Source organism: Emticicia aquatica (genome assembly GCF_923079645.1).
Taxonomy (GTDB): Bacteria; Bacteroidota; Bacteroidia; order Cytophagales; family Spirosomataceae; genus Emticicia; species Emticicia aquatica.
The window spans coordinates 1,427,932-1,450,018 of the sequence record NZ_CAKLPY010000002.1 but is presented as its reverse complement, the minus strand read 5'-3'; the positions used below and the strand labels follow the sequence as shown (position 1 = coordinate 1,450,018).

Below are 22,087 nucleotides of genomic sequence, written 5' to 3'. Positions count from 1 at the left end.
TTTGTTTATTTCAAAACCAAAGCTACAACTTTTGGCTGGACAATCGCAAATTCTGTCACTTTTCCTAAACCCGAATAGCGTACCCGAAAACCCTTATTTTCAAGAATATGCATGGCATCTCGCAGCGTCATTCCTGAAATATTTGGCAAATCTTTGTTTTCATCTTCTATTTTTCTCCAAGCAACCGAATTTCCTGTTTTGGTTGCTTTTACCCACCCCGCACTACTCGGAACATTTTGCAAACCTAACTCCTCTCCTACAGTTCGAAAATCTTCGGCATAACCCGTTTGCTCTTGATTTTCAATCTTTTGAATATTTGAAGGCTTATTTTTGGCAGGATGCAAGGCAACATCATACGCAAAGATTTTGTCAGCAATGGTTCTGAAAACTGGTGCAGCTACATCACGAGCATATAAATTTTCTCCTTGTGGTTCATCAATAATCACTGCACAACTATATTTTGGATTATCGGCTGGAAAAAATCCAATAAATGCCGTATAATATTGATTTTTCACATAGCCATTTTCACGCTTTCTTGATGTTCCTGTCTTTCCTGCAACTTTACAAAAACCTGTGTTTATATTCATTGCAGTTCCATGTTCTACAACACCTTTCATCATTTCGTGGGCAAGTCTTGCTGTGCGTTCCGAACAAATCGGATTCGGGTCTTTATTTCCCTCAAACTTCTCTATAACTTTGTCGGCTTCCCTTACTTCTTTGACAATAAAAGGCTGAACCCAATTGCCATTATTGGCAATGGCATTATAAAAAGTAAGCATTTGTAATGGAGTCAAACGGGTTTCATAACCAATCGACATCCACGGAATAGTGGTGTTACTAAAAGTTGAACTTTTACGATTTTTAATAATTGGTTCGGTTTCACCTTTCAACTGAAAGCCAACGGGTTGGTCAAGTTTGAATCGAGTTAAGTACGAAACAAAATTATCAGCGTTGCCAAATCCAAAGTTATTTTTGACCAAATTATAGATACCGATATTACAAGAATGCTCAAAAACTTGTCGAACGGTTTGATTTCCATGGCTTTCCGAACAAGTCATTTCGGTACTATTATGCATGATACTTCCGCCACAAAAACCTGCATTATCATCCAAGTTTAGTTTTGATTTTTCCATCAAAGCCACCATTGTTGCTAGTTTGAAAGTCGAACCTGGGTCAGTTCCACCTCGTACTGCATAATTAAAATCTTCTAAATAAAAGGTTCGAGTTGAGTCACTTCTGCGAGAAAGATTGGTCATTGCTTTGATTTCGCCCGTAGCTACTTCCATCACGATTGCCGAACCGTATTTGGCATTAGCACTTACCACTTGGTTGCGTAACGCACTTTCAACGATGTCCTGAAAATTCACATCAATCGTCGTAACAACATCCAAACCTGCTTCTGGACGAACTTCGGGCGTATCTTCAATTGGTTTCCAAACCCCACCAGCTAAACGTTGAAAAAAGCCAACGCCATCACGACCTGCCAAATAATTATTAAAACTAAATTCAATACCAAAATCTCCACGTGTTTGCGTGTCACGGTCAAGTTTTCCAATCGAACGCAAAGCCATATCATCAAAAGGCATTACTCTACGTTCCAATTGTTCAAATTTCCCGCCGCCTTTCATTGATCCTTCTCTAAAAAATGGAAATTTCTTGATAATTTGACGTTCTTGGTAATCAACCAAATGATTGCCAAGCGATACAAATATGAGTTTCTTTTCATTTCGTGCATTCGTAATCAGCTCTTTATATTCTTTGTCCGTACGGTCTTGAAAAAAATTAGCTAATAACATACTCAATGAGTCGATTTTTTCTTTGAAATACAGTGGTTTTGCACGAGTTACATCAATTCCAACTCGGTAACGTGGCACTGATGTTGCAAGTAAACTCCGACCGTCAGTAGCAAAAATATTCCCTCGTTGAGCCTTAATTTTCATTGGTTTACGCTGCACTTTCTCCACTTTTCCTATCCATTTTTTCTTTTGAAAAACCTGAACAACAAATATTTGTGCAGCAACCAACGAGCCAATCAAAAATACTATTCCAAAAGTAACTTTGGCTCGCCACTGGATTTCTTCACGTATAGAGCGTTTTGGGGACATGATTTTTATGTTTTATCCATACAGATGAATGGCTGTAAGGCATTTTTGAGAAAAATAAATACAAATGAGGTAACAGGATGTATAAAATACATCGCAAAGATTTTATTTCACCACAATTTTTGTTGGCGGTGTAATATTTTCTTCCAAGCCATTTTCGGTTAGTTTTTTGGCTATTTCCGATTGTTTGCTAGCAAACATATACCTCGACTTTTGTGAAATGTAAGCAGCACGTTTTTCTTCCATTTCATTGCGAGCTTTGTCGATTTTTTTGATAAAACCTTCGTAATTATGCTGCACATAAATGTAGAAAATACCTAAAAACCCTACCCAAATAATTCTTTTTAGGGTTTCGGTTGGAAGTTCATCTCCAAGTTCTAATCGATTGGTAAGCCAAGTATTAAGGCGGTCAAAGATACCTGCTTTGCGAGGAGTTTTAGGCATAGCAGGCTCAGGACGGTCCCGAAAAGTATTCGTTGCCATTCCAGTATGAGTTTATAGGTTTATTATTAAAGCACGTTTGTTTTTATTGAATTTGTTTTTTGGAGCTACCTTTCTTATTCAGAAAAAACCGAAATGAAACAGCATCTGCTCTTATTCAACATTTTCAATAAATTACAAGACAAATTTATAAATTACGTTGAAATAAAATCGACATTCTTGCTAAATTTATTTTACGGCAACAGGCACCGCAATTCTTAATTTTGCACTTCTGGCACGAGGGTTTTGCTCTACTTCTTCTGGCGATGCCTCAATTGCTTTTCTGATAATTGATTCTAATGGTTTTATATCATTTCCAAAAAGGTCTTTCTCTACTTCTCCGCTAAATTTTCCACTCCTAATAAAGTTTTTCACCAAACGGTCTTCAAGCGAATGATAAGCCATTACCACCAATCGTCCTTCGGGAGCAAGCACTTCGGGCGTTTGTTGAAGAAAATCTTCTAAAACAGCCATTTCTTCATTTACTACAATTCGTAATGCTTGAAAAACTTGGGCGAAATACTTATTTTCTTTGCCACGAGGAGCAAGTTTTTGCAAAATCCCCTTCAAATCATTGATGGTTTCGATTTTTCTGTTGAGTCTTGCCGTATAAATTGTTTGGGCAGCGGTTTTTGCATTTTTTATTTCGCCGTACATTCCCAAAATCTTATGCAATTCGTCGATTGAATATTCATTGACAATATTTTTTGCCGAAATTGGAGCATTTTGATTCATTCGCATATCCAAATCAGCATCAAATCGGGTTGAAAATCCTCTTTCAGGTGTATCTATCTGGTGTGAAGAAATACCTAAATCAGCCAAAATTCCATCAACTTTTTTTACGCCAAATAAGCGAAGATATTGTTTAATACTTCTGAAATTTGCATCAATAAAAGTAAAATTTTTATTGTCAATTAATTTTGATTGAGCTTTCGCATCTGCATCTTGGTCAAAAGCGTATAATTTTCCCGTAGTAAGTTGCTCTAAAATAGCTCGTGAATGTCCACCGCCGCCAAAAGTGACATCCACATAAATGCCATCGGGTTTGATATTCAGACCATCCAAACATTCTTTGAGCATAACGGGCGTGTGATAAACAGACATAAACTTTTTCTATATTTACAATGTTCAATAAATTGCAAAAGTAGTAAAAAATAAATAGACAATGGCCAATAGCCTTCGGTCGATAGTTTTTTGCACATCAACAACCAAAGAAAATCTTATGAAATCATCTACAAAAACCTTACTCATCATCTTATCAGTTTTTGTTCTTAATGCTTGTAAAAAAATAACCGAACCCAAAACTGGCATTTGGCGAGCCATAATTCCAACAGCGGGCGGAGATTTGCCATTTAATTTTGATATTCAGCACGATGGTGATGCATATTCAGTAGTTATTTTGAATGGCGAAGAAAAACTAAAGATGGATAAAGCTTTCATCAAAGATGATTCGTTGCATATTCCGATGGAAGTTTTTGATGCCGAAATCGTTGCTCATGTGGAAGGAGAAAAACTAAATGGTTATTGGAAAAAAATGCGTTCTGATTTTAGTTTTTTGAAAGGGAATTTCTCAGCAGAATTTGGCAAAAATTACCGTTTTATTCAGAAAAACGAAACTACAACAACTTCTTTATCAAGTAAATACAACGTATTGTTTGTTTCGGAAGATAAAAAGGATTCGACCGTTTCCGTAGGTTTATTCAACACCAAAGGCAATGAAGTAACTGGCACTTTCCTGACAACAACTGGCGATTATCGTTATTTATCAGGTAATATTATTGAAGATTCTTTAAAACTTTCATGTTTCGATGGTACGCACTTGTTTTTATTTAAAGCCAAAATCGAAGGAGATAAGCTCACTGGCGGAGAATTTTGGTCTGGCTTAAAAAGTCTTGAAACTTGGGAAGGTGTAAAAGATGAAAATGCCAAACTTCCTGACGAAAAAACATTGACTTATCTAAAAGATGGCTATAAAACGATAGCTTTTTCTTTCCCAAATGAAAATGGCAAGAAAATTTCCTTGACCGATGAACGCTACAAAGGTAAAGTTGTCATTGCACAAATAATGGGTTCGTGGTGTCCAAATTGTATGGACGAAAGTAAGTTTTTAGCTCCTTGGTACGCCAAAAACAAGCAAAAAGGCGTAGAAATTATAGGTTTGGCCTATGAAAAAAGTACCGACCCAGCTTTTGCTTTTCCAAAAATAAAGCGATTAAAAGAACGCTTTGGAATTGATTATGAAGTGCTTTTGGGAGGAACAAACGACAAAGCCGAAGCGTCAAAAACATTGCCAATGCTTAACCACGTTTTGGGCTTTCCAACAACTATTTTTATTGATAAAAAGGGGCAAGTTCGTGAAATTCACACAGGCTTTTCTGGCCCAGGAACTGGCAAATATTACGATGATTTCGTAAATGATTTTAATCTTTTAGTCGATAAATTATTAGCCGAATAAAACATTTTTTATGTTTTGAAGGTTTTATATTTATTCTAGGCAATAATTTTAAGCAAAATATGACTTTCAGCACGACTGACATAATATTGGTCAATGAAAATGACGAGGAAATCGGAATTGGTGAAAAACTCATGGTTCACCAACGTGGCTTGCTGCATCGTGCATTTTCAATTTTGGTCTTCAACGACAATAACGAACTATTGATTCATCAACGAACTTCTCATAAATATCATTCGGGCGACCTTTGGACAAATACTTGTTGTGGTCACCCGAATGCCAATGAAGAAATTAGTAAAGCTGCCCATCGTCGTTTGGGGGAAGAAATGGGTTTCGATACTTCACTTGAGTTTCTTTATAAATTTCAGTATCGTACTGAATTTGCTAATGGATTGGTTGAAAGCGAAATAGACCATGTTTTTATTGGCAATTATAACGATAATTTTACCGTAAATCCAGAAGAAGTAGCTGATTATAAATGGATTATGCTCGATGATTTATTAGAAAATGTTGCTCAATACCCAGAAAATTACACTTTTTGGTTCAGAGAAATATTGAAAAGTTCAGCATTTTTGACTTATATGTCTTCCAATTTAATTTTAGTTTAGGAGCAGATTTGACATTTTTTTCATTCTTCCACACGATTAAAAGTTGTCAAATCGCTTAATTATCTACAAATAATTATTGTATTTTTGTGCTTACTCCATCGCTTAAAACCGCAATGAAAAAGCACAAACTCCTTATTATTATCCTGCTCATCAGCACTTTATCTTTTGCACAAAAGAAAACTAAAAAAGATTATTTAGTTACATTAAAGACAAATTTCGGAACAATGCACCTCGTGTTGTTCGATGATACGCCACTGCATAAGGCCAATTTTGTAAAACTCGTCAATCAAAAATTTTACGATAGCCTACTTTTTCATCGCATCATTGATGGCTTTATGATTCAAGGTGGCGACCCAAACTCAAAAAATGCCAAACCTAACGAAAGACTCGGTAATGGAGGTGGAAATTTAGAACGAATACCATTTGAGTTCAAGCCTAATCATGTTCATAAAAAAGGGGCTTTGGCCGCTGCTCGTGATGGTAATCCAGAAAAAAAATCTAGTGCTTGCCAGTTTTATATTGTTCAAGGCAAAAAGCTCTCCGACGATGAAATTACAGCAGTTTCTCAACGAAATTCAATGAATTACACAACCCAACAACGAGCCGATTACATGATTTTGGGTGGAACGCCACGATTAGACAATAATTATACAGTTTTTGGCGAGATAATTGATAATATTCAAGTAATTGATGAAATTGCCAAGCAGCCAAAAGATGCTGCCGACCGACCAAAGTCCGACATAAAAATGAGCATGACCGTCAAAAAAATGCGAAAGAAGAAGATTACAAAGCAATTTGGCTATAAATATGTGTAAAGCTTCTTGTCTTTTTTAAACAAAACACTTTTCTAATGAAAACTATTCTAATCACAGGGTCAAATGGCTTGCTGGGCCAAAAACTCGTCGAGTTATTAACACAAACAACAACCAATGGCGAACCACAAAATACAATTGTAGCAACAGCTCGTGGGCAAAATCGCTTGCCGATAACAGATGGTTATGTGTATCAATCAATGGATATTACCAACCGTGAAGAAGTGCAAAATGTTGTTGCAAGTATAAAACCAAATGTGATTATACATACGGCCGCCATGACCAATGTTGACCAATGCGAAAGCGAAAAAGATGCTTGTTGGTCACAAAATGTACATGCTGTTGAATATTTAATTGAAGCTTGTTCAAAAATTGATTGTTTTTTGTTGCACCTTTCAACTGATTTTATTTTTGATGGAAAATCAGGGCCATACAAAGAAGATGCAGAAGCCAATCCAATCAGTTTTTATGGTTGGAGTAAATATGCCGCCGAAAAACTTGTGATAAATAGCAACATCCGTTGGGGAATTGCACGTACGGTGTTGGTTTACGGAATTGCCCACGATATGAGCCGCACTAATATTATTTTGTGGGTGAAAAAATCGCTAGAAGATGGAAAAAATATCAAAGTTGTAACTGACCAATGGCGTACACCAACGCTCGCTGAAGATCTGGCAAAAGGTTGTGCATTAATTGCTGAAAAAGAAGCCGAAGGTATTTTTAATATTTCGGGTAAGGATTTCTTAACTCCTTACGAAATGGCCATAATGACAGCCGATTATTTCAATCTTGATAAATCGTTGATTTCCCAAGCCGATTCTACAACGTTCTCACAACCAGCAAAACGCCCACCAAGAACTGGTTTTGACCTTACAAAATCTAATGAAGTACTTGGTTATGAGCCTGCTAGCTTTATGGAAGGAATTGAGGTTTTAGCAAAGCAGATAAAAAAATAGTCAAATTGTGACGAATAAAATAAAAAGGTCGAGTTTGAAAACTCGACCTTTTTTATAAATAAAATTTCTTCCAACGAATATATTCATCAACCACATCTGAAACCATATAGCGAATGGGTTTTCCTGCTTTGATTGAATTTCGGATAAATGTTGCAGAAATATCAAGCAATGGAGCTTCTACAAATTTTACTTTTGGGTGATTCTTGAAATTATGTTCAGCCGTATTAGGTCGTGGATAAACGTATAATTCGTAATATTCTAAAATCTTATCATAGTTTTTCCAATTCTCAAACTGAACCAAATTATCTTCTCCCATAATGAGTTTAAACTCATGATTTGGATAACGCTCCGTCAATTTCGTGAGTGTATCAATAGTATAACTCGGTTTTGGCATCGAAAACTCAATGTCGCTCGCTTTTAGTTTATAATTATCCGAAATTGCTTTTTCGACCATTGTCAAACGGTCAAATTCATGCAATAAACTTTTGTTTTTCTTGAATGGATTTTGCGGCGAAACAATAAACCAAACTTGCTCCAAATCGGTGCAATTGGCCATTGTATTGGCGATAATCAAATGACCAACATGAATTGGGTTAAATGAGCCAAAAAGCAAACCAATTTTCACACTTCTAAAGGTTTTTGTGTAATTATTAATTCATTTTGAGTAAATTTCTCGTATAATTCTTCTGCTTTTTGCCAAGAATGTTCGATATCGTCATTCAGCAAAATGACATCAAATTTATTCTGAAATTCCATTTCAAACTTCATTTTATAGATGCGTCGTGAAATACTATCTTCATCGTCCGTTCCTCTCGAACGCAAACGTCGCTCCAACTCTTCCATTGATGGCACTTTTACGTAAATTGCCAAAGCATCATCACCAAAATATTTTTTGAGGTTCATTCCACCTTTCACATCCACATCAAAAATTACATTTTTACCTGCATCCCAAAGTCGTTGAATTTCAGTTTTTAATGTTCCATAGTAAGCCCCTGGATAAACCTCTTGCCATTCCACAAACTCTTCACGGTCAATTCTTTCTTTGAAATCATGGATATCAAGAAAATAATAATCTTTTCCATTTTCTTCGTTGCGTCCACGTTTATCACGCGTACAAGCCGAAATCGAAAATCCGAGATTAGTATATTTGCCAATTAAATGTTTGACAATAGTGGTTTTGCCCGAGCCAGAAGGGGCACAAAAAATAATTGCTTTGCCTTTCATTGGAAGATTAGTTAGTGGTTTGATAATTTGTTAATCAAGAACCATAACTGTTTTTAAAGTATTAAAAAAGCCATCAAATTTAAAATTTGACGGCCGAATATTTTTGCAAAGATACTAAAATCAACAACTAAACAATATATGATATAATTTTACTTCGATAAATATAAATCCTAAAAGTACTAGTGCCAAGCCAATTTTTGCTCTAATATCAACGATTGTAGATTGTGGGCAGCATTTCTTCTCAACTTTCATCTGCATCGCTTCTTTGACGCTTTTTTCTAATTTGTAGGTTTCAATACATGGCATACAAGCATCCATGTTTTGTTTGAAGTGTTCTACTTCCTCAGCAGATGCAGAGCCGTCAAGAACAGCCTGTATCATTTTCATGCACTTCTGATGATTTTCACACTGGTACTTCATTGATTTAATAATTATAGGAACAGTAATTTTATTTTGTCCACTTAGTGGTGCTAAAGTATTTTCTTTTGAAATCTCGCTTTTTAAGCACAAATTATTTTGATAAATAATTTACTTAATCATGCGTTTTAACAAATTGACAACAGTAAACTTTTAATATTTGTTCATTTGTGTTGTCATATCTACAAAAAATCTTCCTCTTCTCCTTCTAACTCTTGGGTTTTATAACCCATTGACGAAGCATAACCTTTCAATTTTTCTTTCAAAAGATTTCTTGCACGGTGCAATCTCGACCGAACAGTTCCGATTGGAATATCTAAAATCTTTGCCATTTCTTCATACGTAAAACCTTCAATATCGCACAAAATAATTACTGTTCTGAAATCTACTGGCAAACTATTGAGAGCATTGGCAACTTCGTCGCCAATCATATCTTGTACAGTTTCGGTTCGCAAGTCGGTTGTGGCATCCATTTCGGCATCTTCTGTCGAATTGTAGGTTGTCTCAACGTCATGGTAATCGACCTTTGAAGGTTCTTTACTTTTCTTGCGGTAATCGTTGATGAAACTGTTTTTCAGAATTCTAAACAACCACGCTTTTGCATTAGTTCCTCGTTCAAATGAATTGATAAATCGAAATGCTTTCAAATATGTATCTTGCACCAAATCATTGGCGTCATCTTCATCATTTGTGAGGCGAAAGGCAAAGTTGTACATGGAGTCTATGTGTGGCATAAACTCTTTATCAAAAACTGCGTATTTTTCTTTTTCGGAGTACCGTGCTTCTACTTCTACAATTTCTTCTTCTTCCATAGACTTTTAATTATAGTCGGGCAAAATTACGATTTTTAACAAAAGAACACGAATAAATATTTTTCAAAAATGATATTTATGTAAAACCTCAATTTTTGAGGATGAAAGGGAAAGAAAAACGGCTGAAATTACTTTCGATTATCACCTCCGTCCATCATACTTAAATAGCTAAAGTAGCGACTTTGTGCTATTTTCCCTTCCATAACTGCTTCTTTGACCGCACAATTGGGTTCATCAAGATGCAAACAATTATGAAAACGGCATTCGTTCATCAGTTCTAGTATTTCGGGAAAATAATGTCCTATTTCTTCTTTTTCAATATCCGCCAAACCTAATTCTTTGATTCCTGGTGAATCAATAATAAATGTTTCGTGAGCAATCTCAAACATTTCTGCAAAAGTAGTTGTATGAACACCCTTATTGGCAAATGTAGAAACTTGCGAGGTTCGTAAATCTAAATCTGGAGCAATGGCATTGACCAATGTAGATTTTCCAACACCCGAATGTCCTGACAATAACGAAACTTTTCCTTTCAAAATATTAAAAAAGTCTTGTACGCCAGTGCCATCAATGGCCGATGTAAAGATACATTTATAGTTAAGACTTTCGTATAATTCGGTCAATTCGTGTTGATAACTAATCTGCTCGTCATTCAGTAAATCTAATTTATTAAAAATCAACACCGTTGGAATTCTGAAAGACTCGGCCGCAACCAAAAAACGGTCAATAAAACCCAATGAGGTACGTGGAAAATCTAGCGTAGCTATCAATACGGCTTGGTCGAGATTGGTAGCTAGTAAATGTCCGTGTGCCGTTTTGTGAACCGATTGGCGAATGATGTAGTTTTCTCGTGGCAAAATATCACTAATGATACCTGCATTACGAACTTCATCTTCCATTTCATATACCACTCTGTCGCCAACAGCAATCGGATTGGTTACTTTCAAGCCTTTTATTTTAAACTTCCCTTTTAACCGACATTGCATAATAGTTCCTTCATTGGAACGAACATCGTACCAAGAACCCGTCGAACGCATGACTAATCCAATGTTTTGGCTCAAAATTTGACAGTATTTATCGTGAACAATCTTTTAAACTTAAAATAGGCTTAAAGTAGTTTTTTTCTACAAAAAAGCATCCTTTTAATCAGTTTTAACAATTTTTATTTGAATTGTTATATTTTTTCAAATAAAACAACAATTTGGCACAATTATTTCTCGTCTTATTGTATCAACAACTTGCTTAAGTAACAAAAAAAAGAATAATTACCGTAAAATAAATTTTTAAGCATTTTTTAAGTGTTTGTTGCAACAATTTTTAGTAATTTTTCGTTATTTAGTTGTTCAAAAACACCAAAGAAACACTTTAAACATCATACGACAATGAAAAAAGGAGTATTATTCGGATTAGCTGCTGTGGCTCTAGGAGTTGTAGTTTATTCTTTAAATAAAAAAGGCAAACTATCTTTTCCTTTCAAGCCATCAACAAAATAATTCAGTCAAATGGATTGTAGCCTGAACGGCCTTCAATTTGCCGACATTCTGAGTTTTTAGCACCACACATTTCTTTAAGAATATTGAAAATGTTAGGTGCTTTTTTTATGCTAAAAATGTTTTTGAAACTCTCGTTTTAGCTTTTCTTTTTCAATCGGAACTACGCCAACATATTCGCAAACGAGCCCTCCGCCTAAGTTTGAAATTTCTGCAATGGTTTTTGGAGAAAGCTTTAAAGCCAAACACATCGCAGCAATACTTACCACGGTGTCACCTGCACCCGAAACATCAGTAATACTGCGTAAATGAGCAGGAATATGGTGTGTTTCGCCTGCAAAATCAATAAAAACACCATTTTCTGATAACGTTAGAAAAACACCATTTACACCTAAAGTGTTTTTAGCCGAAGCCACTGCTGCTTTTATTTCATCTAGATTTTTTGCGTCAAAATCAATTTTTAACCCTTCTTTTAGTTCTTTCAGATTAGGTTTGAAAATATCTGTTCCTTGATAATGCAAGAAATTTCGTTTTTTAGGGTCAACAATCGTAGGAATCCCTTTTGTTTTAGCAAAATCAACAATTTGCTTTATACTTTCGGCATCTAAAGCACCTTTGTCGTAATCTTCAAAAATAATAACATCGCACGATTCTGCCAAAGATTTTGCTTTAACAATTAATTGCGAACGCTCATCGGCATTGATTGCACCATCCATTTCAGAATCAATTCTAACAACATGCTGCGAGCCAGCCAAAACTCGTTGTTTTACAGTTGTGATACGAGCTTTGCTACGAATAATTCCGTCGGTTGGTAATTGATTTTCAGCCAATAAATTGATTAAATCTTTGCCTTCCGAATCATCCCCGACAACTGAGCATAAAATAGGCGTTGCTCCAAGCGATTTTATATTCATGGCTACATTTCCTGCACCACCCAAACGAATTTCTTTACGCTTTACATTTACGACAGGAATTGGGGCCTCGGGCGAAATACGCTCTACTTTTCCGAATATATATGAATCAATCATGACATCGCCCACAATTAACACACGGAGCTTATCAAAGGCATCAAAAATTTGGTTTGCTTGCATTAAATCTGTTTTGGAATTTTGATTTTATTGAGTATTTCACTCAAAATCTTAAAATTAAGTTAATGGGAATTAGTTGTTAATTTTGAATAACATTGCAAAACTAAGGATTTTAGAATGATTTTTTTCAAAATTCATACATTTTGGCTCGGAGATTGCGTTATTTGTGGGAAGATTTGCCCAATCGTCTCTAAAAACTAAAAACACATTATGCACAAGACTATCCTATTAATCACTACTTTTATTATAAGCATTTTCTTTTCATCTGCCCAAACGTTAGAACAACTCGGCTCGGCACTAAATACTGAATTTAACGAAGTAAATCCTGTCATTTCTCCTGATGGAAATACGCTATATTTTGGGCGAGTGAGCCACCCTTCTAATACTTTTGGGGCAAAAGGTAGTCAAGATGTTTGGTATTCGGAATTTAGAAATGGTTTATGGTCAATTGCTCGTCGAATGCCCAATAGTATTAATAAAGACCAATATAATGACCTTTTTAGTATCACACCTGATGGAAATACAATTTTGATTTCGGGAGTATATAATGCAGGACGACGTGAAAATGAAGCAGGAATTTCAATGTCAAAAAAAACCAAAACGGGTTGGTCGGAGCCGCAAAAAGTAAATATTCCTAAATTCAACGATTTTTGTAAAGGACAGTTTCTTACTGCTTGCTTGTCGAATGATGGGAAAACTTTGATTTTGGCTTTCAGCGAAAAAAGAAATAGCAAAGAAGATGACCTTTACGTGTGTTTTTTGGGAAAAGATGGCCAATGGACTAAACCCGAAAATTTAGGTGCAGACCTAAATACTGATGATACCGAAACTACACCTTTTTTGGCTTCAGATAATTACACTTTATACTTTGCGTCCAGCCGAAAAGGTGGTTTGGGTGGTACTGATATTTGGGTTTCAAAACGCATGGATAGAAGTTGGAGAAAATGGTCGAAACCAATAAATATGGGTGAAAAAGTAAACAGCGATGCCAATGAACTTTCTTATACAATTTCAGCTTCGGGTGAATACGCTTATATGAGTACCAAGAAAAATTCTGTTGGTAAAGGTGATTTGGTGCGTTTTAAGCTACGTGAAGAGAAAAAAGTTGAACCGACCGTAGCAGGTGTACAAACATCAAACACCAGAATGGAAGAGCAAAGAAGTTTAAGCGAAGGCAAAAGTCCAATTGATAAAAACTCAACAACTCCAACACCAGTTGTGATGATTAGCGGAAAAGTAATTGATGGAAAAACAGGCCGACCGATTGAAGCAAAAATTATTTATCAAACCCTTCCCGACGGAGAAGAAGTTGGAGAAGCTTACACCAATCCATCGACTGGTGAATACAAAATCGTTTTACCTTATGGCTCGAAATACTCTTACCGAGCTGTTGCAAAAGATTTTATCGCTATTGGTAAAAATATCGACTTGACAGAAATAAAAGAATTTAAAGAAATTAGCAACGATGAACTGAAACTTGTGCCTATAAAAGCAGGAGAAAAAGTACCACTTAACAATATTTTCTTTGAATACGCCAAAGCAACTTTACGCTCAGAGTCTTTCCCAGAATTAGATAGAATTGCTGAAACATTAAAAGAAAATGGTAATTTGGTCATTGAAATTCAAGGACATACCGATAACGTTGGGTCGAATGAAAGCAACTTAAAACTTTCACAAGACCGTGCCGAATCCGTACGCTCTTATTTACTTTCAAAGAAACTTCCAAGTAATAGGGTTACAAGTATTGGTTTTGGTGAAACTCGCCCAATTGCAAGCAATGATACTGAAGAAGGCAAAGCTCAAAACCGTAGAGTAGAATTTGTGATTTTGAAAAATTAGAAAACTTTCATTTTATTAACAGAGCCATAATTGTGCTAATTATAGCTCTGTTTTGAGTACTTAAAGCACAACCGTACGATTTCCATAAATAAAAACCCTGTCATTGAAAACCAGCTTTAAGGCTTGCGTTAACACCGATTTTTCTACTTCTTTTCCTTCACGAGCCATATCCGTTGCCATATAACGATGGTCAACTTCTTTTACATTTTGAGCAATAATTGGCCCTTCATCTAAATTATTATTAACAAAATGTGCTGTTGCTCCGATAATTTTTACACCTCTTTCATACGCTTGTCGGTACGGATTTGCTCCTATAAAAGCGGGTAAAAACGAATGATGAATATTAACCGTTTTGTTTGGATAATGCGATACAAATTCAGGCGAAAGAATACGCATATATTTTGCTAAAACTAAATATTCAGGCTGATAAATCTCTAATGTCCGCAAGATGGCATCTTCGTGTTCTTCACGAGTTTTATGTTCGTGCGTAATATAATGAAACGGTATTCCAAATTTGCTCACAAAGGGTTGAAGCGTATTATAATTACTCACAACTGCCAAAATATTTGCATCAAGTTCATCAAAATTATAGCGAATAAGTAAATCTGATAAGCAATGATGCTCTTTTGTTGCTAATATCACAACATCTTTTTTCTTTTTTGGATTGATACGCAAATTTATTTCGGGCGATGCAATGGCTTCACGTAAATCTTTTAACACCTTTTGTGGGTCAAGCTTATCAGGCGATTCAAATTCAGTTCGCATAAAAAACTGACCTTCCGTCAAACCAACCGCTGGACTAACATATTCATCTTGAGAAATAATATTACATTCGTTTCTATAAAGTACGCTTGTTACATGAAAAATAAGCCCTTTTGCATCTGGCCCATCCATTAAAAGAATATGTTTTGTCATTGTTAATATGTACTTGCTAACCGTGCTACGGCTGCATGGTTTTGTTTTAATTATCGTTTAAGATTGCGAATTACGGATTTTAAAAATAAATTTACGTAATACTTCTAAAAAAGAATTGTGAAATTACTCATAACATTTTCCATAATTATCTTTTTATCAGTCAATTATACATCTTTTGCCCAAAAATCAATTGAAGTTATTAAATTTCAAGATTTGGAAAAATTGATGCAAAAAGGTGATGGAATTTATGTGTTTAATTTTTGGGCTTCTTGGTGCAAACCTTGCGTGGCAGAAATGCCCATTTTTGAGACTTTAGCAAATGATTTTCGTCTAAATAACGTATCGGTTATTTTTATTAGTCTTGATTTTAAACGAGATTTAGATGCTGTAAAAAGATTCGTCGAAGAACATCAAATAGCTTCACAAGTTTTTTTAATTGATGAACCTGACTATAATAGTTGGATTGACAAAGTAAGTCCGCAATGGTCAGGAGCGATTCCTGCTACGTTAATAATCAAAGGTCAACAAAAAGAGTTTTACGAACAATCATTTGACTATCAGATGCTTAGTGAAAAAATTCGGCACTTTTTTTGAAATATAAATGTTTTATATACGTTAGTCCATCAACTCAAAATACCTTTTTTATTTTAAAATAAAGGTTGAGTAAAACTTAAATTTAAGCAAAATGAAGAAGCAATTTTTAGTCGTAGTAGTAATGTTGGTTGTAGGAGGTCTGTTTTCGACTTACTTATTTAAAAAAGCGAATGCAGCAGAATTGACCGAAACCCCAAATAATACAAAAAATGGTACTTTAGGATATGTACTTGGCGATGTTGTTGTAGATTTTAAACTGAAAAATGTTGACGGGAAAATAGTTTCCTTAGCCGATTTTCCTTCTGCTAAAGGTTTTATTGTAGTTTTTACTTCAAATCATTGTCCTTTTTCAAAATCTTATGAAGACCGTGTGATTGCCCTAGATAGAAAATATGAAACTCAAGGTTTCCCAGTAATTACGATTAATCCAAATGACCCTGAAGCGTATGAAGAAGATTCGTTCGCAAACATGCAGGCACGTGCCAAAGAAAAAAATTATCCGTATCCGTACCTAGCTGATGATACCCAAAATGTTTCAAAAATGTTTGGAGCAATGCGAACGCCACAGGTATATGTTTTGAAAAAAGACGCTGGTAAAATCGTCGTTAGTTACATCGGAGCAATCGACGATAACGCTCAAGACCCTTCAGGGGTTACAAAACGCTACGTCGAAGATGCCGTAAATAACCTTTTGGTTGGAAAACCCATTGTCACAACTTTCACTAAAGCCGTTGGTTGTGCCATCAAATGGAAAAACTAAATTGTTTCGCTCATAGTTAAGTCAAAAAGCTAATAAATTTTTAAGTGCCATCTGCAAAACAGGTGGCTTTTTCTTTTTTATTGACGAACTTTGTCTGAACATTCAAGATTTCATCATTTATTGGTTTTATGAGCAACAAACTTCCCCCAATTTTTCCTCCGCAACGAATGGAGAAACTCATGGCTTTTGATAGATTATTAACTATCATGGACGAACTCCGTGAGCAATGCCCTTGGGATAAAAAACAAACGATGGATACGCTTCGCCATTTGACAATTGAAGAAACGTATGAACTTTCGGATGCGATTTTGGAAAAAGATTTGCCCGAAATCAAAAAAGAATTGGGTGATATTATGCTTCATTTGGTATTTTATTCAAAAATCGCTTCCGAAACTGGCGAATTCGATGTAGCCGATGTACTTCATGGTATTTGTGATAAATTGGTTTCTCGCCACCCACATATCTATGGCGATGTAATTGCCGAAACCGAAGAAGAAGTAAAACGTAATTGGGAACAATTAAAACTAAAAGAAGGAAACAAATCGGTTTTGGGTGGTGTTCCGCAATCTTTGCCCGCATTAGTGAAAGCGATGCGAGTGCAAGAAAAAGCTCGAGGTGTTGGTTTTGACTGGGAAGAAAAAAGTCAAGTTTGGGCGAAAGTTGAAGAAGAAATGGGTGAGTTCAAGGAGATGTTTGACGTTGAAAACGACAAAGCCATCGACAAAGACAAAGCTGAAGGCGAATTTGGAGATTTGCTGTTTTCGCTCGTCAATTATGCTCGTTTTATTGATATAAATCCTGAAACAGCTTTGGAGCGAACCAATAAAAAATTTATCAAACGTTTTCAATATCTTGAAGAAAAAGCCAAACAAGCCAATAAAAGCCTTAAAGATATGACTTTAGCAGAAATGGATGTTTTTTGGGAAGAAGCTAAAAAATTGTAATTTTCTAGCATTTGAATATAACTAAACTTAAAATATTTTGCCAAGAATACTCGCTATTGACTACGGTGCTAAACGAACAGGATTGGCCGTAACCGACCCTTCAAAAATTATTGCATCGGCTCTCGAAACTGTGCCGACAGATAAATTGTTGGATTATTTAAAAAAATATACCCAAACCGAAGTTGTTGAAGCTTTTGTGGTTGGAATGCCTAAAAACCTTGATGGTACAACTACCGATGGCACGGCCTATGTAGAACGGTTTGTAGTTGAATTGAAAAATATTTTCCCCGAAATACCTATTCATTTGCACGATGAGCGTTTTACTTCTAAAATGGCTGTGCAAACGATGATTGCTGGCGGAATGAAAAAAAAAGACCGTCAAGTGAAAGGAAATATTGATAAAATTAGTGCGGTTATTATTTTACAAAGTTTCATGGAATTATAGATTTGGTCGTATTTTATGCTCAAAAGTTTACTCAATAAAGTTCAGAAAATTGTAGAAGATAAGCCAATTCAGCCGCAAAAAATCTTGCCTGATTCGCTGACAATCAAGAAGATGAATGAAGTTTTAACCAAACATCTTCCTCAAAATTCAGTCGCTTATTGTATTAAGTTATGGAACGAACAGCCTTTTTCGTTTAAAATTTCACGTACTCGCAGTAGTTGTTTTGGGAATTATACTTTTCGTGATGAGCAACACAAAATCACCATCAACCATGATCTCAATGAATATGCTTTTTTGGTAACTTACATTCACGAAATTGCTCATCAGCGAGCTTGGTTAGGGCGTGGTCGAAGAAAAATTGAACCACACGGCAAAGAATGGAAAAAATGCTTTCAAGATTTAATGACACCAATGCTCAACACTGATGTTTTTCCAGAAAAATTGCTTTTTCCATTACAAGCATACATGTCAAATCCTGCTGCTTCTTCGGTCAGTTATGCACCTTTATCGGAAGCTCTTAGAAGCTTTGATAGCGGTGATGATTTAGGCATTTCTCTTTTAGATATTGCTGATAATCAATGGTTTGAGTTTAGAGGGACGATTTTTCAGAAAATAGAAAAACGTCGAACGAGGATTTTGTGTTTAGAAAAAAAATCAAAAAAACGATATACAATTTTAGCAACTGCAAGAGTAAATCCTTTATAATTTAAATTTTTTATCTTGAAAAAAACTGGGTTGACATATTACCTAAATTTGGCTTCGTTTTCTAGTCAATTGCCAAAAATTGCATTAGCTATTTTTACTTTTTGTGTATTCTCTCCATTTTTTAGCAAAGCTCAATCCTCTGTTTTAGCGAACGGCGATTGGTACAAAATTGCTACAACTCAAACTGGAATTCATAAAATTGATGCAAATTTTCTGAAAAATATTGGCATAGATATTTCAAAAATTAATCCACAAAACTTACGGATTTTTGGCAACGGTGGCGGCATTTTACCCCAACCTAATAATAGTATTCGTTTTCAAGATTTGACAGAAAACCCAATTGAAATTATTGGTGAAAACGACGCTAAATTTGACCAATCTGACTTCTTACTTTTTTTTGCCGAAAGTCCTCACAAAATCAGCTTCAAATCTGATAGTCAACTATTTACACACCAAAACAATCCATATTCTGATACTACATTTTATTTTCTTTCTATTGCTGAAACTAAAGGTTTAAGAGTAAAAAATCAAACATTAGTTAATTCCAACAACAATATTGATAGTTTTGACGACTTCTTTTTTCATGAACTTGACCAACGAAATGTAGTAAGTCTGGGTGGCCGAGATTTAGGCGGTTCTGGTCGAGAATGGTACGGTGAATCCTTTGGAATTAGTCCCGAAATCAATTTTGATTTAAAAACTGATGGTATTGTTCCAAACTCTACTATCAAGCTTACTTCGTCTGTTTTGGGTGCAGCGTTTACTTCGACTAAAATTAGCCTAAAATTAAATTCTGATTCACTCATTGGCGAACAAAATCTTCCTGCAATTGGTAGCGGAACTTATGATATCAAAGGCTCAATAAATACACAGGTTTTTACTGCCATTTCTAATGGAAAAAATACCCAAAAATTGACTTTTAGTTTTGATAAAAACAAACTAAGTTCTTCGGTTGCGTATCTTAATTTTTTTGCGTTTCAGTTCAAACGAAAATTGCAATTTTATGAGCAGCAAACAATTGTTCGTTCGATTGAAAGTTTAGCTGCAAAAACATCTAATTTTATTGTAAGCCAAGCAAATTCTACACAAAAAATTTGGGATATTACCAATCCTCTTTCTCCAGATAATATTCCATATCAAACCAATAATTTAGTAGCAAATTTTGGTATTGAAACCCAATCGAAGCTCAAATCATTTATATTGTTTTCGTCCAATAATTTACTTGAGCCTCTTTCTATTCAGAAAATTAACAATCAAAACCTTAAACAAACACAAACGCCTGACCTGCTGATAGTTACCGTAAGAACATGGCAAGAGCAAGCAGAAAGATTAGCTGATTTTCGTAGAAAAAATGATAGTCTAGACGTTGCTGTTGTTGATATTCAGGAAATTTATAATGAGTTCTCTTCAGGAAATCCTGACCCAACTGCTATCCGAGATTTTGGGCGTTTTTTATGGCAAAAAAAACCAGCAAAATTAAAGTATTTACTCCTCTTTGCTGATGCTAGTTTCGATTACAAAAACCTCATTCAGTACGCCTCTATTGATACTCATTTGATGATTCCAACCTATGAAAGTCGTGAATCTTTAAATCCAGTAAATAGCTACGCATCGGATGATTATTTTGGTTTTTTTGAAGAAAACGAAGGCGATTGGCTTGAAAATAATACAGGAAATCATACGATGGAAATCGGTGTTGGCCGCTTACCAATCAAAAATATTGATGAAGCGAAAAATGTTGTTGATAAACTTATTTTTTATTCCCAAAATAGACGTACAGTAGGAAGTTGGCGTAGAAAAATAAGCTTTGTGGCCGATGATGGTGATGCAAATATCCACCAACAAGATGCCGACGATATTTCAGAAATAATGACAAAAAGCACTAAAGATATTTTAGTAAACAAAATTTATTTAGATGCATTTCCACAAATTGCCACTGCTAATGGTGCAATCGCTCCTGAAGCAAATAAAGCCCTCAATAAAAGTATTAATGATGGTGCATTGATAATAAATTACAGTGGCCACGGTGGAACAGACGGTTGGACTGAAGAAAAAATCGTAACCAGAGAACAAATTCAAAATTGGAGAAACCTCAATAATATGCCGCTTTTTTTAACAGCTACTTGCTCATTTGGGCGTTTTGATGACCCTGGCAACGTTTCTGGAGCGGAGATAGCGATGCTTAGTCCAAAAGGGGCAGCAATTGGTTTGCTCACTACCACTCGACCAGTTTATTCAAATACAAATTTTTTATTGAATAATGCTTTTTATCAAGCATTTTCACAAACGAACAAAAATTCTTCTCTCAGATTAGGTGATATTTTCAGAATAACCAAAAATAACTCTTTTAGTGGTGTTTTTAATAGAAATTTTTCTCTTTTAGGCGACCCATCCATGAAATTGGCTTATCCAACTGAAAAAGTAATTTTGACAAAAATTAACAGCACCACCCCAGAAAAACAAACTTTAAAAGCATTATCGAAGGTTAATCTGGAAGGGGAAATCATTCATTCAGAAAATGGTTTACGAAAAAACAACTTCAATGGAAAAATACTCGTCTCTGTTTATGACAAGCCTTCCGAAGTAAGTACACTTGGGCAGAAAACTAATAAATTTTACTATGAAACTTATCGAAATCAAATTTTTGAGGGAGTTGTTGATGTAAAAAATGGAAGTTTTAAAGTTAATTTTATTGTTCCAAAAGATATCAATTATCAAATCGGAAAAGGACGAGTAAATTTTTATGCTGTTTCGACCGATAGTACAAACGATGCAACCGGAAGTTATAATGAATTAATGATTGGCGGTAGTGAATTTCTTATTGCAAGCGATACAAAAGCACCAAATATTGAGCTTTCAATTGATGAGAATAATATTATTGAAGCAAAAATTTCGGATGAAAACGGCATTAATATTTCACAAGCTGGGGTTGGCCACGAAATGATTTTAACACTCAATGACACTTTACAAACAACTGTAAATCAATACTTTATAAGTACCGATGATTATACGAAAGGTTTGTTAAAATATAGTCTCGGAAAGTTACCCGCTGGCCGATATACCGTTAAATTAAAAGTTTGGGATACCTATAATAATTCGACTGAGGTAGCGTTAAACTTTATAGTGAAAAACGATAATTTAAAGATTTTAAAGGCGTATAATTATCCAAATCCTGTCGAAAACACAACAAATTTTTATGTTGAACATAATGCCGAAAATCAAGATTTAACATTTACTTTAGCTATTTTTGACAATTCGGGAAAACAAGTTTTCCAAAAACAAGAGACCTGCTACGTATGTGATAAAACGCAAAACCTTGGCATGAAAATTGAACCAAAAGATTGGATAAATGGCATTTATTTTTATAAAATTTTGGTCTATTCTGTATCCGAAAATACAACTTCTTCTTTTTCAGGCAAAATGGTTTTTTGGAAGTAATGAAGA

The 22,087-nt window shown here is 35.1% G+C and carries 22 protein-coding genes; 11 read left to right on the top strand and 11 right to left on the bottom strand.

Features of this window, described 5'->3' with window-relative positions; translation table 11 throughout:
• Nucleotides 1-5: 5 nt before the first annotated feature.
• The 3 genes from MJQ71_RS15755 to rsmH form a co-directional block, all read right to left on the bottom strand.
• Nucleotides 6-2,105 (bottom strand): penicillin-binding transpeptidase domain-containing protein, encoded by a 2,100-nt coding sequence (locus MJQ71_RS15755; RefSeq protein WP_238807590.1) that lies wholly within the window; start codon nucleotides 2,103-2,105, stop codon nucleotides 6-8.
• Nucleotides 2,106-2,207: 102 nt separating this feature from the next.
• Nucleotides 2,208-2,585 (bottom strand): FtsL-like putative cell division protein, encoded by a 378-nt coding sequence (locus MJQ71_RS15750; protein WP_238807589.1) that lies wholly within the window; start codon nucleotides 2,583-2,585, stop codon nucleotides 2,208-2,210.
• A 186-nt stretch (nucleotides 2,586-2,771) separates the two neighbouring features.
• Nucleotides 2,772-3,686, bottom strand: coding sequence for a 16S rRNA (cytosine(1402)-N(4))-methyltransferase RsmH (gene rsmH / locus MJQ71_RS15745; protein ID WP_238807588.1), 915 nt, complete (start codon nucleotides 3,684-3,686; stop codon nucleotides 2,772-2,774).
• Nucleotides 3,687-3,804: 118 nt separating this feature from the next.
• Between rsmH and MJQ71_RS15740 the strand changes: the two genes are divergently transcribed.
• The 4 genes from MJQ71_RS15740 to MJQ71_RS15725 all read left to right on the top strand — a co-directional run bounded on the left by MJQ71_RS15740 (nucleotide 3,805) and on the right by MJQ71_RS15725 (nucleotide 7,410).
• A complete protein-coding gene (locus MJQ71_RS15740; protein ID WP_238807586.1) occupies nucleotides 3,805-5,037 on the top strand; it encodes a TlpA disulfide reductase family protein in 1,233 nt (410 codons plus the stop codon).
• Nucleotides 5,038-5,096: 59 nt separating this feature from the next.
• On the top strand, nucleotides 5,097-5,642 hold the full coding sequence (idi, locus tag MJQ71_RS15735) for an isopentenyl-diphosphate Delta-isomerase (RefSeq protein WP_238807585.1): 546 nt from the start codon (nucleotides 5,097-5,099) through the stop codon (nucleotides 5,640-5,642).
• 113 nt (nucleotides 5,643-5,755) lie between these two features.
• Nucleotides 5,756-6,457: a peptidylprolyl isomerase gene (locus tag MJQ71_RS15730; protein WP_238807584.1), complete on the top strand. Its 702-nt coding sequence runs from the start codon at nucleotides 5,756-5,758 to the stop codon at nucleotides 6,455-6,457.
• A 35-nt stretch (nucleotides 6,458-6,492) separates the two neighbouring features.
• Nucleotides 6,493-7,410 carry an SDR family oxidoreductase gene (locus MJQ71_RS15725; RefSeq protein WP_238807583.1) on the top strand — a complete coding sequence of 306 codons (918 nt, stop codon included), beginning with the start codon at nucleotides 6,493-6,495 and terminating at the stop codon, nucleotides 7,408-7,410.
• Nucleotides 7,411-7,462: 52 nt separating this feature from the next.
• On the opposite strand, the gene nadD is transcribed toward MJQ71_RS15725, so the two are convergent.
• The 6 genes from nadD to MJQ71_RS15695 form a co-directional block, all read right to left on the bottom strand.
• Nucleotides 7,463-8,035 (bottom strand): nicotinate (nicotinamide) nucleotide adenylyltransferase, encoded by a 573-nt coding sequence (gene nadD, locus MJQ71_RS15720; RefSeq protein WP_238807582.1) that lies wholly within the window; start codon nucleotides 8,033-8,035, stop codon nucleotides 7,463-7,465.
• On the bottom strand, nucleotides 8,032-8,634 hold the full coding sequence (gene gmk, locus MJQ71_RS15715) for a guanylate kinase (protein ID WP_238807581.1): 603 nt from the start codon (nucleotides 8,632-8,634) through the stop codon (nucleotides 8,032-8,034). Before gmk ends, nadD begins: the two co-directional genes overlap by 4 nt.
• A gap of 120 nt (nucleotides 8,635-8,754) precedes the next feature.
• The gene (locus tag MJQ71_RS15710; protein WP_238807580.1) at nucleotides 8,755-9,021 is read right to left on the bottom strand and encodes a hypothetical protein; all 267 of its coding nucleotides are present in this window, start codon (nucleotides 9,019-9,021) and stop codon (nucleotides 8,755-8,757) included.
• Between the two features lie 212 nt (nucleotides 9,022-9,233).
• Nucleotides 9,234-9,863, bottom strand: coding sequence for a sigma-70 family RNA polymerase sigma factor (locus MJQ71_RS15705; RefSeq protein ID WP_238807579.1), 630 nt, complete (start codon nucleotides 9,861-9,863; stop codon nucleotides 9,234-9,236).
• Nucleotides 9,864-9,991: 128 nt separating this feature from the next.
• Nucleotides 9,992-10,900: a ribosome small subunit-dependent GTPase A gene (gene rsgA / locus MJQ71_RS15700; protein ID WP_238807863.1), complete on the bottom strand. Its 909-nt coding sequence runs from the start codon at nucleotides 10,898-10,900 to the stop codon at nucleotides 9,992-9,994.
• A gap of 566 nt (nucleotides 10,901-11,466) precedes the next feature.
• Complete coding sequence (locus MJQ71_RS15695; RefSeq protein WP_238807578.1) at nucleotides 11,467-12,444, bottom strand: bifunctional heptose 7-phosphate kinase/heptose 1-phosphate adenyltransferase; 978 nt, start codon at nucleotides 12,442-12,444, stop codon at nucleotides 11,467-11,469.
• Between the two features lie 207 nt (nucleotides 12,445-12,651).
• Here MJQ71_RS15695 and MJQ71_RS15690 point away from each other — a divergent pair, with 207 nt between their 5' ends.
• Nucleotides 12,652-14,280 (top strand): OmpA family protein, encoded by a 1,629-nt coding sequence (locus MJQ71_RS15690; RefSeq protein ID WP_238807577.1) that lies wholly within the window; start codon nucleotides 12,652-12,654, stop codon nucleotides 14,278-14,280.
• Between the two features lie 60 nt (nucleotides 14,281-14,340).
• Here the strand turns inward: MJQ71_RS15690 and purU are convergent, their stop codons facing one another.
• Nucleotides 14,341-15,195, bottom strand: a complete 855-nt coding sequence (gene purU / locus MJQ71_RS15685; RefSeq protein ID WP_238807576.1) for a formyltetrahydrofolate deformylase — start codon at nucleotides 15,193-15,195, stop codon at nucleotides 14,341-14,343.
• 117 nt (nucleotides 15,196-15,312) lie between these two features.
• On the opposite strand from purU, the gene MJQ71_RS15680 reads away from it, so the two are divergent.
• Nucleotides 15,313-15,789, top strand: coding sequence for a TlpA disulfide reductase family protein (locus MJQ71_RS15680; RefSeq protein ID WP_238807575.1), 477 nt, complete (start codon nucleotides 15,313-15,315; stop codon nucleotides 15,787-15,789).
• A 91-nt stretch (nucleotides 15,790-15,880) separates the two neighbouring features.
• Nucleotides 15,881-16,549, top strand: a complete 669-nt coding sequence (locus MJQ71_RS15675) for a thioredoxin family protein (protein ID WP_238807574.1) — start codon at nucleotides 15,881-15,883, stop codon at nucleotides 16,547-16,549.
• A 40-nt stretch (nucleotides 16,550-16,589) separates the two neighbouring features.
• Here the strand turns inward: MJQ71_RS15675 and MJQ71_RS15670 are convergent, their stop codons facing one another.
• Nucleotides 16,590-16,730 carry a hypothetical protein gene (locus tag MJQ71_RS15670; RefSeq protein ID WP_238807573.1) on the bottom strand — a complete coding sequence of 47 codons (141 nt, stop codon included), beginning with the start codon at nucleotides 16,728-16,730 and terminating at the stop codon, nucleotides 16,590-16,592.
• On the opposite strand from MJQ71_RS15670, the gene mazG reads away from it, so the two are divergent.
• Genes mazG through porU form a run of 4 tightly spaced genes read left to right on the top strand, consistent with a single transcriptional unit; the run spans nucleotide 16,717 to nucleotide 22,081 of the window.
• Nucleotides 16,717-17,493 carry a nucleoside triphosphate pyrophosphohydrolase gene (gene mazG, locus MJQ71_RS15665; RefSeq protein ID WP_238807572.1) on the top strand — a complete coding sequence of 259 codons (777 nt, stop codon included), beginning with the start codon at nucleotides 16,717-16,719 and terminating at the stop codon, nucleotides 17,491-17,493. The two genes, MJQ71_RS15670 and mazG, sit on opposite strands and share 14 nt — an antisense overlap.
• 37 nt (nucleotides 17,494-17,530) lie before the next feature.
• The gene (gene ruvX, locus MJQ71_RS15660) at nucleotides 17,531-17,938 is read left to right on the top strand and encodes a Holliday junction resolvase RuvX (protein ID WP_238807571.1); all 408 of its coding nucleotides are present in this window, start codon (nucleotides 17,531-17,533) and stop codon (nucleotides 17,936-17,938) included.
• A 15-nt stretch (nucleotides 17,939-17,953) separates the two neighbouring features.
• Nucleotides 17,954-18,643 (top strand): SprT-like domain-containing protein, encoded by a 690-nt coding sequence (locus tag MJQ71_RS15655; protein ID WP_238807570.1) that lies wholly within the window; start codon nucleotides 17,954-17,956, stop codon nucleotides 18,641-18,643.
• A 15-nt stretch (nucleotides 18,644-18,658) separates the two neighbouring features.
• A complete protein-coding gene (porU, locus tag MJQ71_RS15650; RefSeq protein ID WP_238807569.1) occupies nucleotides 18,659-22,081 on the top strand; it encodes a type IX secretion system sortase PorU in 3,423 nt (1,140 codons plus the stop codon).
• Nucleotides 22,082-22,087 lie beyond the last annotated feature (6 nt).